This window comes from Gallibacterium genomosp. 3 (assembly GCF_001678475.1).
Classification (GTDB): domain Bacteria; phylum Pseudomonadota; class Gammaproteobacteria; order Enterobacterales; family Pasteurellaceae; genus Gallibacterium; species Gallibacterium faecale.
Map to the genome: position 1 here is coordinate 24,005 of NZ_JTJR01000001.1, position 12,255 is coordinate 36,259.

13 protein-coding genes are annotated in these 12,255 nt (G+C 36.5%); 7 read left to right on the forward strand and 6 right to left on the reverse strand.

What is annotated here, in order from left to right:
- Window positions 1–28: 28 nt before the first annotated feature.
- From ykgO to QV06_RS00150, 6 genes are all read right to left on the reverse strand, one after another.
- Window positions 29–169: a type B 50S ribosomal protein L36 gene (gene ykgO, locus QV06_RS00125; protein WP_065236392.1), complete on the reverse strand. Its 141-nt coding sequence runs from the start codon at window positions 167–169 to the stop codon at window positions 29–31.
- A 9-nt stretch (window positions 170–178) separates the two neighbouring features.
- Entirely contained in the window at window positions 179–442 is a 264-nt protein-coding gene (locus QV06_RS00130; protein WP_065236393.1) for a type B 50S ribosomal protein L31, read from the reverse strand.
- Window positions 443–570: 128 nt separating this feature from the next.
- Window positions 571–1,017, reverse strand: coding sequence for a ferric iron uptake transcriptional regulator (fur, locus tag QV06_RS00135; protein WP_065236441.1), 447 nt, complete (start codon window positions 1,015–1,017; stop codon window positions 571–573).
- A gap of 165 nt (window positions 1,018–1,182) precedes the next feature.
- A complete protein-coding gene (gene fldA / locus QV06_RS00140; RefSeq protein WP_065236394.1) occupies window positions 1,183–1,707 on the reverse strand; it encodes a flavodoxin FldA in 525 nt (174 codons plus the stop codon).
- A 1-nt stretch (window position 1,708) separates the two neighbouring features.
- The gene (ybfE, locus tag QV06_RS00145) at window positions 1,709–1,990 is read right to left on the reverse strand and encodes a LexA regulated protein (RefSeq protein WP_065236395.1); all 282 of its coding nucleotides are present in this window, start codon (window positions 1,988–1,990) and stop codon (window positions 1,709–1,711) included.
- A gap of 104 nt (window positions 1,991–2,094) precedes the next feature.
- The gene (locus QV06_RS00150) at window positions 2,095–2,880 is read right to left on the reverse strand and encodes an alpha/beta fold hydrolase (RefSeq protein ID WP_065236396.1); all 786 of its coding nucleotides are present in this window, start codon (window positions 2,878–2,880) and stop codon (window positions 2,095–2,097) included.
- Between the two features lie 183 nt (window positions 2,881–3,063).
- Here QV06_RS00150 and seqA point away from each other — a divergent pair, with 183 nt between their 5' ends.
- The 7 genes from seqA to lpxM are packed head-to-tail and all read left to right on the forward strand — an operon-like array spanning window position 3,064 to window position 12,206.
- Window positions 3,064–3,705, forward strand: a complete 642-nt coding sequence (gene seqA, locus QV06_RS00155; RefSeq protein ID WP_065236397.1) for a replication initiation negative regulator SeqA — start codon at window positions 3,064–3,066, stop codon at window positions 3,703–3,705.
- Window positions 3,705–5,150, forward strand: coding sequence for an o-succinylbenzoate--CoA ligase (gene menE, locus QV06_RS00160; protein ID WP_065236398.1), 1,446 nt, complete (start codon window positions 3,705–3,707; stop codon window positions 5,148–5,150). The genes seqA and menE overlap by 1 nt, the downstream gene beginning before the upstream one ends.
- A gap of 1 nt (window position 5,151) precedes the next feature.
- Window positions 5,152–8,493: a mechanosensitive channel MscK gene (gene mscK, locus QV06_RS00165; RefSeq protein WP_065236399.1), complete on the forward strand. Its 3,342-nt coding sequence runs from the start codon at window positions 5,152–5,154 to the stop codon at window positions 8,491–8,493.
- Window positions 8,494–8,519: 26 nt separating this feature from the next.
- On the forward strand, window positions 8,520–9,599 hold the full coding sequence (gene aroC / locus QV06_RS00170; RefSeq protein ID WP_065236400.1) for a chorismate synthase: 1,080 nt from the start codon (window positions 8,520–8,522) through the stop codon (window positions 9,597–9,599).
- A 3-nt stretch (window positions 9,600–9,602) separates the two neighbouring features.
- A complete protein-coding gene (gene mepA, locus QV06_RS00175) occupies window positions 9,603–10,445 on the forward strand; it encodes a penicillin-insensitive murein endopeptidase (protein ID WP_065236401.1) in 843 nt (280 codons plus the stop codon).
- A gap of 17 nt (window positions 10,446–10,462) precedes the next feature.
- On the forward strand, window positions 10,463–11,230 hold the full coding sequence (locus tag QV06_RS00180; RefSeq protein ID WP_065233645.1) for a TSUP family transporter: 768 nt from the start codon (window positions 10,463–10,465) through the stop codon (window positions 11,228–11,230).
- 25 nt (window positions 11,231–11,255) lie between these two features.
- Window positions 11,256–12,206 carry a lauroyl-Kdo(2)-lipid IV(A) myristoyltransferase gene (gene lpxM, locus QV06_RS00185; RefSeq protein WP_065236402.1) on the forward strand — a complete coding sequence of 317 codons (951 nt, stop codon included), beginning with the start codon at window positions 11,256–11,258 and terminating at the stop codon, window positions 12,204–12,206.
- Window positions 12,207–12,255 lie beyond the last annotated feature (49 nt).

The window sequence follows — 12,255 nt, forward strand, 5'->3', positions numbered from 1 at the left end:
CATAGTATCAGCTATGCCGATTTTTTTGTTATTTACGCTTTTTCCCGCCTTGACGAGCTTTAAAGCGAGGATTTTCTTTATTAATCACATAAACCACACCATGACGACGTACAATTTTGCAACCAGAATGACGTGTTTTTGCACTTTTTAATGAGGTTAATACTTGCATAATCTGTCCTTATTTGCTTTTTAAGCCAAAAGAAGCGAAGCGGTGAGTAAATTCACTGACTCTACCTTCTGAAACGATACGGCGAGATTGTCCTGTATAAAATGGATGTGAGGCGGAGGATGTGTCACACATATAAACAGGATATTCTTTACCATCAGTCCATTTCATTGTGTTAGTCGTTGTTGCACAAGAACGAATTAAAAAGCCGACTTTAGCATTAGAGTCATAAAATAATACTGTTCGATAGTTATCAGGATGGATACCTTTTTTCATGGGAAGTTCCTCTATACTTAAAATGAGGAAGAAACTATATATTAAATGAGAATTATTATCAATAAAATTTTAAGCATAAAAAAAGGAAACTTTGTAGTTTCCTTTTAATTATTCTATTTTGATAAAATTTATTTATTCTTTTCAGTCTTTTCACTACAATTTTTAATATCTGCGCATTTACCATAAAGATAAAGGCTGTGGCTTGCAAGTTTAATTCCATGTTGCGCACTAATTTCTTTTTGGCGTTTTTCAATCACATCATCATTAAATTCAAAGACTTTGCCACAATCTGTACAAATAATATGATCGTGGTGTTCTTGTGGTGCAAGTTCAAAAATTGATTTATTCCCTTCAAAATTGTGGCGAGTTAAGATATCCGCTTCGTGAAATTGATTTAATACACGATAAACAGTAGCTAAACCAATTTCTTCTCCTTCTTCAAGTAACCATTTATAAACATCTTCTGCAGAAAAATGTTGCACTGAGGTACGTTGCATTAATGAAAGAATTTTTAGGCGAGGCTCAGTAATTTTTAAGCCAACTTTTTTTAAGAGTTTTACATTTTCATCGATAATATTTGTCATACTAACCTCTAATTAAATCAACAATCATAATAATGTATGTTAATCCAATGAATCATAAATGGGTAACTGAAATTCTCTATCAAGGAAATAGAAATAATCCATACGCAAAGTATGGATTATTTCGTTTTTAAATGCAAATGATAATTAAAAGGGAGGTTATGCAAGTTGATCTAAACACATTTCAGTGTAGATTTGTTTGCACCATTTTTCGACACGTTCACTAGTTAATTCTGGTTGGCGGTCTTCATCAATACATAAACCAACAAAAGTATTATCATCAATCACTGCTTTTGATGATTCAAAATGATAGCCTTCGGTTGGCCAATAACCAACAATAGTTGCGCCATGTGGCTCAATAATGTCACGCACTGTTCCCATTGCATCACAGAAATAATCTGCATAATCTTCTTGGTCACCACAACCAAAAATAGCAACTAATTTATTGGTAAAATCAATCTCTTCTAAAGTTGGGAAAAAATCGTCCCAATCGCATTGAGCTTCACCATAGTACCAAGTTGGAATGCCGATCATTAAGAAATCATAGGCTTCGATATCTTCTTTTGTACTTTTTGCAATATCATGAATATCAACTAATTCACTACCTAATTGCTTTTGGATCATTTTGGCAATGTTTTCAGTATTGCCTGTGTCGCTACCATAAAATAAGCCAATAAATGCCATATTAATTCCTATTTTTCTCTAAATATGTTTGTAGGATTTGTTCTATGAGTTGCTGCCGACTTAGATTTGCCTCTTCTGCTAACTCTTCTAATTGTTCTACCATACTGCTATGCAGTTTTAATTCAACCCGACGAAGACCAACCGCTTTATCACGGCGTAATTGATTGCGTTTATTAATGCGGATTTGTTGTTCTCTGCTTAACGGATTGGTTCGAGGTCGACCTACTCTAGCAACATGAGCAAATAAATCTAATGTAATACAATCTGCTTCTTGTTTTGCCATTACTATACTCACTGAAAGTCATCTTTCAGACATCTTGAGATGGATAAGCCGTTTTTGTGGCGTGCAATATATCACAGTTTCCAACAAACTGAAAATATCACAAGTTAGCTATTTTGTTGTAAATGTCGTTGGATTGCACGAATAACATAATGGGGTTTATCCGCGTGTACCCAATGCGCTGCACCGTCAATCGTAAAAGATCGAGCATTAGGAAAAAGCTGTAAAATTTTATCGCTGTATTCAGGTAAAACATAGTGAGAATTACCACCACGGATAAATAATGTAGGTAATGAACATACTCCCGTTCCTGTCCAATCCATTAGTTGTTGGTAATGTTGATAAAGTGCAGCAGTATTAAAACGAAAGCGTTGTGCTTGTTTAGCATCAAAAGATTTTAGCACAAATTGTAAAATAGCTTCGTTATTCACAAATTGTTCCATAATAATTTTTGCTTGTTGACGTGTTGGCGATTGAGCTTCAGCCACTGCAAATAACGCTTTAAAAACAGGAGCGTGTTCATTATGTGTATAGGTAACGGGGGCAATATCTAAGATAACTAAACTTTTGACATATTCAGAGTAATTTAATGCAAATTGCATTGCAGTTTTCCCACCCATAGAGTGTCCGATTAAAATAACTTGATTAAGTTGCAGATGTTGTAACACTCGTAATAGATCTTCAGCCATTAAAGGATAGTCCATCTCATCTGTGTGAAAACTATGCCCATGATTACGTAAATCAAGACGTAATAAAGAATAATCTTGTTGAAACGCTTTAGCGATAATACCGAGATTGTTCATATCGCCAAAAAGACCGTGAATGAAAACAAGGGTTTCTGCATTAGGGTTTTCAGCGGGTAAATAATCAAAATTGAGCAGTGACTGAGTCATGATAAAAATACTTATTTTAAAGAAACAATGGTGGCAAAAGATAAAATATTTCTCAGGAGGGATCAAGTTTTAATCAGTTGAAAAAATTTGGCGTAGAAAATAAACATAATGTGGATTTTATTTTCGGCTTTGCTTAGATCTGTCGTATAATGACGTGATATTAGCAGAACTTGGAGGAATTTTATGAAGACTATTAATATTGATGACGAGCTTTACCAATATATTGCCAGTAATACTCAATCAATTGGTGAAGATGCTTCAACAATTTTACGCAGATTATTAAATTTTCCCCAAGTGAGTGAAAAAGTAGAATCTGCTCAGGCAAATCTTACACAAGAGAAAGCAGCGGAAAAAACAGGTACTATTGAGGTTGCTAGAGAATTTAAATTAACCACAGAACAACAGCCTGTTACACAACCTAAAAAACCAAGTGATGATATGATTGCTCATATTAGTCGCCAGTTACAAAAATTGATTGGTTCTGCAGACTTTTTACAAGAAGATAAACAAGTTAATCGTTTCTTATCAATTTTAAGTGTCTTATATCGTGCTAATCCAGAAGGTTTTGCTAATGCAACGGAAGTGAGTCAAGGGCGTTCCCGTGTGTATTTTTCTCTTGAAGTGGCAGAGATTGAAGCTTCGGGCAGCAGCGTTAATCCAAAACAAATTCCTAAATCGCCATTTTGGGTAGCTACTAATAATAATACAGGCAGAAAATTAAATATGTTGGAATCAGTAATGCGTGCTATGTATATTCCAGAAAATTTAATTGAGTTAGTTGCACAGCAATTTACTTCACCACATACAATCGAGGGTAATATTTAATGTTTTTGTGGCAGGAATATGCAAAAACGAAACCAACAGCGATAGCATTAAGGGTTGAATTGAAACAAGATAAAAGCGGGGATGAAACCCGCTTTTCTATTGTAGAGAAATGTTGGTCATGGCAACATTTAAACCAACTTATTCAGCAACAGGCAGACGGTTGGCAACAACAGTATCAAATTCGCCAAGGACAAGGGATTGCGTTAATTGGACGTTATCAACCTGCTTTAGTGCTAGGCTATTTAGTCGCGTTACAGCTTGGTTGTCGCGTGTTGGTGATTAATCCTACATTTCCATCCGAGAAGATTGAACAAATCTGTGAGCAAAGTGAAATTGATTTTTTAATTGATTGCCAAAATTTATCAGCAAATTTAGATGCAGTAGAATTTATTGCTCAGCCAGTTAATAAAGCGATTAATCAATCTTTGATAATGGACGTTTCTCCATTAACGCTAACCCTTACATCAGGATCAACCGGATTGCCTAAGGCAGTTGTACATACCATAGAAAATCATCTTGCAAGTGCAAGGGCAATCACGCCTTTATTAAGGATTAATGCACAAAGTGAATGGTTATTATCTTTACCCTTATTTCATGTGTCTGGGCAAGGTATTATTTGGCGTTGGTTATTTAATGGTGCAGTTTTACGTTGTGTGGGTAACTTGGTTTACCAAGATTTAGTAAAAGTATCGCACGCTTCTTTAGTGCCAACACAATTACAACAATTTTTAGCGATGTTGGATGACAAACAAATTACCGAATATCGTTTAAGCCATATTTTATTAGGTGGTGCCCATATTCCTACTGCGTTAACACAACGTGCGATTAAATATGGTATTCATTGTTATTCAGGTTACGGAATGACAGAGATGGCTTCAACAGTGTTTGCTAAGCAGAGTGATACCAGTGATGGTGTAGGTTATTTATTGCCAGAAAGAGAGTACCAAATTGTTGGTGATGAAGTCTGGGTGCGAGGTTCAACATTAGCATTAGGATATTGGCAACAACAGCAACCACTTAAGTCTTTACTCAATGAACAAGGGTGGTTTGCTACTCGTGATAAAGGAACAATAGATCCGATCAGTGGAGAATTGTTTATTTCAGGGCGGTTAGATAATATGTTCATTTCTGGTGGTGAAAATATTCAGTCCGAAGAAATTGAAAGTATCATCTTGAAACAACCTAATGTGCGTCAAGCCGTGGTATTACCTATCTCTGATGATAAGTTTGGACAACGACCAGTGGCATTACTTGATTTTACAGATGGCTTTAGCTTTGATAAGGTGAGTCATCTTGAAAATGTATTACAACAAAAATTAGAAAAATTTAAATGGCCAGTTGCGTATTATCCATTGGATAAACTGATGCCTAATCAATCGGGTATTAAGTTATCTCGCCATCTATTAACACAACAATTAACTTTATTTTTGAAAAGTGAGAAATAACATGAGCAAGCGATTTGTTACAATAATCATGTTTTGGTTAACGTTATTTTTAGCAACGTTAGTGTATGCTCAAATTCCAAGTGCAACTGATATTCAAGCACAAATTACAGTATTAAAAGCAGATCCAAATGCAAATGATGCTGCACAAAAGAAAGAAATGACGGCTCTAGAAGAGAGTTTAGATCTATTAAAGCAACTTGAAGAACAAAAGAAACAAAACGAAGATCTTAATAGCCGTATCAAAACAGCAACGGTAGCGATTCCGACATTACAAGCAGAATTAACTCGCTTAAAAAATAATAATAATACTTCGGATAATAGTGATGAGTTGGCTAAATTATCAGAAGAAACCTTACAGAAACGCTTAGAAAGTTCTTTCCAAGAAACTGAAAAAATCCAATCAGTATTAAATGATGTTGCATCACAAATTGTGAATCAGCAAACTTTACCCGATCGAATTCAATCTATTTTAAGTACCAATCTATCAAGAACTCAAACACTAAACCGTACATTAAGTGATAGTCAGCTTGATCCTGTTTTTGTGAATAGATATCAAATTGAATTAGCCTTAATTGATGCACAAAATAACTATAATCAAACCTTATTGAAAGAGAGTGCAACGTTGAATTCTTGGTATGAATTGCAACGTGATCAACAAAATTTCTATTTACAACAAGCGAAATTAGAACAACAAAATTTACAGGCTGCATTAAATGCGAAGCGTTTAGCTGCATCTAAAAAGCAGTTAGCTCAATTAGAAAAATCACAAGAAAAAAGTAGTGAAAATGTTAATCCGATTATTCAAAACGAATTAAATCAAAATACACAATTAAGCCAACAATTATTAAATGAAACACAATCATCGAATCAGCTTTCTCAAGAGAGTTTACGGATTAAAAATGTGTTGGATAATTTAACGCAAACACAGCGTAGCATTGATGAACAAATTAGTGCATTGCAAGGGACATTAGTGCTTTCTCGAATTATCAATCAACAAAAACAAAATTTACCGACAGATCAAACAATTGATGGTTTAGGAAAACGCATTACTGATTTACGTGTGCAAATCTTTGATTTAACTCAGGCACGAGATGCAATTTATACACCAGATAGCTATATTCAACAATTACCGAATGCAGCTGAGTTAACAGAAAGTGAGCGTAATACGTTAGTTGATATTCTCAATGAACGTAAAAATATCTATTCGAATATTTTAAAATCATTGAATGCACAATTAAATTTAGCAATTACGATTGAATTAAATCAACAACAAGTTCGCTTAATTAGTGATGATTTACAACAAAAATTACAACAACAAAGTTTCTGGGTAAAAAGTAATAATCCAATTGATTGGGATTGGGTAACTGAATTTCCTAAATTAGCACTGAATCAAGTAAAAAATATCAGTAATAACATTGATATGACATATCTAAGTCGTAACTTGATGCCAATGCTAGCTTTTGTTGCTTTTCTTTCATTAGTCGCGGGCTTAATTTATTCACAAAAGCGTAAACTGCAAGCGTGGTTAGCTAAAATTAATTCTCAAGTGGGAACATTAAATGCAGATAGCCAATGGCATACACCATTAGCATTAATACTCACTGCCATTTTAGTGATTCCTTATCCTCTTTTATTTTTAATTTTCTTTGTATTAGTTGGGCATTTTACAATTGCCGATCCAATTCTCGCGTGGCCATGGACGCTAAAAATGGCGGGTTATTGGTGGCTTTTTGCCTTCTTGATTGAATTGTTAAAACCTAATGGACTGGTATATCGCCATTTTGGTTTAGCCAAGGAGAGCGGTAATTTATTTTTAGCCGTGTTGAAACGTTCGATTTGGGCAATTATTTTCTTGATTAACACCTCTTTATTCAGTGATATGAGTAATACGCCATTGAATAATGACGTGATTGGGGAAGTTTGTACCATTTCTGCGTTGATTTTCTGCGTATTGATCATTGCGCCACGTTTTGGTTATGCAGTGAAAAAATATCAAGATGCACAACAAGAGGACAGTAATAATCATCAACATATCGGGCCATTATTATTAAAAATTATTCGAGTGTTGTTATTGTTGATCCCAATAGCACTGATTATTTTGATCGTTTTAGGTTATTACTATACGGCACTAAATCTTATTTCCCATTTTGTCGCAAGTTATTTAGTGACGTTATTATGGGTGTTGATTAAGCAAATCAGTGATCGTACTTTGGTCGTATCAGCTCGCCGCTTAGCCTATAAACGCCTTAAAGAACAGCGTGAGAAAAATCAAAATAAACCAGAAAATGGCCATGCAGAAGATATTGTTATTGATACCACCGATTCTGAATTAGCGTTAAGTCAAGTTAAACAACAGGTTTCTCGTATTGCAGAATGGTTGTTATGGGCGGTATTGATTGGCTTCTATTATTTTGTTTGGTCCGATTTATTAACCGTAGCTTATCATCTTAAAAGTATTACGCTTTGGCAGCAAACGATCACGACCGAAACTGGTACAGTAGTTGAATCAATTACGTTATTAAATATGTTGTTAGCGATTTTTATTTTAATCGTAACTTATGTATTGATTCGTAACCTTGCTGGGGTGTTAGAGGTATTGATTTTCTCAAGGATGAAACTGTCACAAGGCGCACCTTATACAATCACAACATTATTGACTTATTTTATTGTGGCTATTGGTGCCGCATGGGCATTTTCAACGTTAGGAATGTCATGGTCAAAACTGCAATGGTTATTTGCTGCTTTATCCGTTGGTTTAGGGTTTGGTTTGCAAGAAATCTTTGCGAATTTTGTGTCTGGTATCATCATTCTATTTGAACGTCCTGTACGTATTGGCGATACCATTACGATTGGTGAGTTTTCAGGTACAGTATCTAAGATTCGTATCCGTGCCACTACATTAGTGGATTATGATGGTAAAGAGGTGATTGTCCCTAATAAAGCGTTTGTGACAGAGCGTTTGACAAACTGGGCATTATCTAACACTATTACTCGCTTAGTGATTAAAGTTGGGGTTGCTTATGGAAGTGATCTTGAACTCACGAAAAGCTTATTACTGCAAGCAGCTACGGAATGTAAAGCAGTATTAAAAGAACCTGAGCCAAGAGCTTATTTCTTAATGTTTGGTGCGAGTACATTAGATCATGAACTCCGTGTTTATGTGGGGGATTTAGCGGATCGTTTACCAACAACCGATTTTCTCAATCGACGTATAAACAGTTTATTTGCAGAAAATAATATTGAGATCGCATTTAATCAATTAGATGTCTTTATTAAGAATCAAGATACTGGGGAAGAGATGAAAGTCGCTTCATCAGAAGAAACTGCAAAACTAAATGGATAAAAATAATTAGTAGGGAGGTTAGAAACATGGCAGGCAATAGTATTGGACAGCTTTTTAAAGTGACGACGTTTGGTGAGTCACATGGGATTGCATTAGGTGGCGTGGTAGATGGTGTGCCACCAGGATTAGTTTTAAGCGAAGCGGATTTACAGCCTGACTTGGATCGTCGTAAACCGGGAACTTCTCGTTATACCACACCACGTCGTGAAGACGATGAAGTGCAAATTCTTTCAGGTGTTTTTGAAGGAAAAACAACGGGTACCAGTATTGGTTTAATCATTAAAAATAGCGATCAACGTTCACAAGATTATGGTGAAATTAAGGATCGTTTCCGTCCCGGTCATGCAGATTATACCTATCAACAGAAATATGGATTACGTGATTATCGGGGTGGTGGTCGTTCATCAGCAAGAGAAACGGCGATTCGTGTTGCTGCTGGAGCGATTGCGAAAAAATATTTATCAGATCGTTTTGGAATTAAGATTCGTGGTTTTTTATCACAAATTGGTGATGTAGCGGTACCAGCACAAGAATTAAGTACTATTGACTGGGACTTTGTGAATAGTAATCCATTTTTCTGCCCAGATGCAGCAACGATTGAAAAATTTGATACATTAATTCGGGACTTAAAAAAAGCAGGCGATTCCATAGGTGCTAAATTAACGGTTGTTGCGGAGAATGTGCCAGTTGGATTAGGCGAGCCTGTTTTTGATCGATTAGATGCTGATTTAGCTCATGCGCTAATGGGAATTAATGCAGTAAAAGGTGTTGAAATTGGTGATGGTTTTGCTGTTGTCAATCAACGTGGCAGCCAACATCGCGATGAAATGACACCAGATGGATTTTGTTCTAACCATGCGGGTGGTATTTTAGGCGGCATCAGTTCTGGTCAGCCTATTATTGCAACCATTGCGTTGAAACCGACATCAAGTATTACCATTCCTGGACGTAGTGTAAATCTAGATAATCAACCGGTTGAAGTGGTCACCAAAGGACGCCACGACCCTTGTGTGGGAATACGGGCAGTGCCTATTGCAGAAGCGATGGTAGCTATTGTATTGATGGATCATTTACTCCGTTATCAAGGTCAATGTGGACTTAAATAAAATATGAAAACTCAATGGAAAATCATTGCTTGGGGATTACTATTTTTAGGGATTTCTCAAGCATGGGCAGAAACTGAATGGCAAAGAATTAAACGCCCAGTGCCAGGTGATCCATTACCGATTGGTAGTTATAGTAATGGCTGTATCATTGGCGCCAAAGCTATGCCTTTAAATGGTGAAGGTTATCAAGTGATTCGATCACAAAAATTACGTTATTTTGGTCATCCGGATATGTTGGCTTATTTAGCAAGATTAGGTAAGCGAGTAAAAGCGGCTGGGTTACCAACTATGTTGGTAGGTGATATTGCGATGCCAGCAGGTGGTCGTTTTGCAACAGGTCATGCTAGCCATCAAATGGGGCTTGATGCGGATATTTGGCTAAAAATGGGGGCAATGAGTGCTAAACAAGCGCTAAATCCTACGGCAATATTAATGGTTAATCGTAAATTACAGCGTGTTGATGATCGTGTTTGGACAACAAATCAAACAACATTGATTCAACTGGCAGCGACTGATCCACAAGTAGCACGAATTTTTGTTAATCCAGCGATTAAATTAAAATTGTGTCAAACAGTAAAAGGGGAGCGTAGTTGGTTACGCAAAATTCGCCCTTGGTTTGGGCATGATGCACATTTCCATGTCCGTTTACATTGTCCACCGGGTGCACAATATTGTGAAGAACAGGCTGCAATTCCTGCTGGCGATGGATGTGGTGCAGAATTGATGTCTTGGTTTGAGCCAAAATCATCTACAACACCCGCACCAGCTAAACAACCTCCAGTATTGCCGATTTTATGTCAGCAATTATTAGATTCACCTGAAAAACAACAATGGCTTGTTGAATAACAAATCAAGGAGTGAGTATGCCTGATCTTGGTTTAGATGTTTATGTAATTCTTTTCTTATTAGCAGGATTAGCTGGTTTTATTGATGCAATTGCTGGTGGTGGCGGGTTAATTACGATTCCCGCTTTATTGGCTGTTGGGGTTCCTCCTGCAGCGGCTTTAGCAACCAACAAATTACAAGCAAGCGGTGGCTCTTTTTCTGCCAGTCTGTATTTTGTACGGCAAAAAGCAGTGGATTTAAAACAGATCTGGAAAATGATCTTAGGGACTTTCACTGGTGCAATGATTGGAACTGTTTTAGTACAGACGATTGATGCCTCCGTAGTGAAATCACTGCTACCGATTTTAGTATTAATTGTGGGATTGTATTTCTTATTTTCTCCAAAAATTGGAGAACAAGATCGCCATCAACGCTTAAGTTTTGTTGCTTTTGCTTGTGTTGCGGCATTTCCTATCGGTTTTTATGATGGTTTTTTTGGACCAGGTACAGGTTCTTTTTTATGTGCAGCATTTGTAACCCTATTAGGATTTAACCTTGCCAAAGCGACAGCTCATGCTAAGATTCTTAATTTTACCTCTAACTTTACTTCATTAGTATTTTTCATTTTAGGTGGTGAAGTCTATTGGACATTGGGATTTGTTATGATGTTAGGCGGTTTTATTGGGGCTAGATTAGGGGCAAAAATGGTACTGACTAAAGGGCAGAAATTAATTCGTCCAATGGTTGTGATCATGGCATTCATTATGACGGCAAAAATGATGTATGACTACGGTTGGTTTAGCTAATTGATTGGGATAGCAAAAAGAAACAATGTCTGATACGAATAGAAGAATTACTGCTCGAGTAGGTTATCAACCACAATTTCGTTGGCAATATTTACTACCAAAATATTGGGGCGTTTGGTTAGGCGTATTTTTGTTAGCCTTATTAGGCTTTTTACCTTTTCGTTGGCGAGATTATTTGGCGGCTAAGATCGGATTATTAGTCGGAAAAATAGCGAAAAAACAACGTAATCGGGCAGAGGTTAATTTACGTTATTGTTTTCCTGATTGGAGCGTAGAAAAACGTCAGCAAGTCATCGATCAAATGTTTATTACAGTAGCACAAACTATGCTTGGTATTGGCGAGATTGCGCTACGTTCCAAAAAGCACCTCCAAAAAAGAAGTGTTTTTACTGGTTTAGAGTATCTACAACAAGCGCAAGCCGCAGGACAAAATATTATTTTGTTAGTTCCTCACACTTGGGCAATAGATGCTTCAGGTATTATTTTGCATACGCACGGTATACCAATGACAGCAATGTATAATCCACATCGTAATCTGTTAGTTGATTGGTTATGGAATAGTGTACGTGAACGTTTTGGTGGCAAAATGCACGCTCGTCAAAATGGGATTAAGCCATTCTTAAATGCGGTACGCAAAGGTGAGATGGGATATTACTTGCCTGATGAGGACTATGGCGAAGAATTAAGTGTTTATACTGATTTTTTTGCTACCTACAAAGCTACCTTACCGGGGCTAAATAAAATGTGCAAAATTGCCAAAGCCGTTGTTATTCCGATGTTCCCACGCTATAACGCCCTTTCTGGACGTTATGAAATTGAAATTACTGCTCCTTTAGCATTAGATGATGATGAACAACGCAGTGCAAGATTGATGAATGAAGTGATTGAGCAGTTTGTCACACCAACACCAGAACAATATGTTTGGATTTTGCGTTTATTAAAAACTCGCAAGGATAGTATGGATATTTATCAATAGAATTTTTCATTTTTTTGATGTTAAAGAGTATTTTTTCCATACCGTCACT

Coding starts and splice junctions, on each gene's coding strand:
- QV06_RS00150 (WP_065236396.1), bottom strand. CDS start 2,880: ATGACTCAGTCACTGCTCAATTTTGATTATTTACCCGCTGAAAACCCT.
- menE (WP_065236398.1), top strand. CDS start 3,705: ATGTTTTTGTGGCAGGAATATGCAAAAACGAAACCAACAGCGATAGCA.
- QV06_RS00130 (WP_065236393.1), bottom strand. CDS start 442: ATGAAAAAAGGTATCCATCCTGATAACTATCGAACAGTATTATTTTAT.
- seqA (WP_065236397.1), top strand. CDS start 3,064: ATGAAGACTATTAATATTGATGACGAGCTTTACCAATATATTGCCAGT.
- ybfE (WP_065236395.1), bottom strand. CDS start 1,990: ATGGCAAAACAAGAAGCAGATTGTATTACATTAGATTTATTTGCTCAT.
- mepA (WP_065236401.1), top strand. CDS start 9,603: ATGAAAACTCAATGGAAAATCATTGCTTGGGGATTACTATTTTTAGGG.
- ykgO (WP_065236392.1), bottom strand. CDS start 169: ATGCAAGTATTAACCTCATTAAAAAGTGCAAAAACACGTCATTCTGGT.
- lpxM (WP_065236402.1), top strand. CDS start 11,256: ATGTCTGATACGAATAGAAGAATTACTGCTCGAGTAGGTTATCAACCA.
- mscK (WP_065236399.1), top strand. CDS start 5,152: ATGAGCAAGCGATTTGTTACAATAATCATGTTTTGGTTAACGTTATTT.
- fldA (WP_065236394.1), bottom strand. CDS start 1,707: ATGGCATTTATTGGCTTATTTTATGGTAGCGACACAGGCAATACTGAA.
- aroC (WP_065236400.1), top strand. CDS start 8,520: ATGGCAGGCAATAGTATTGGACAGCTTTTTAAAGTGACGACGTTTGGT.
- QV06_RS00180 (WP_065233645.1), top strand. CDS start 10,463: ATGCCTGATCTTGGTTTAGATGTTTATGTAATTCTTTTCTTATTAGCA.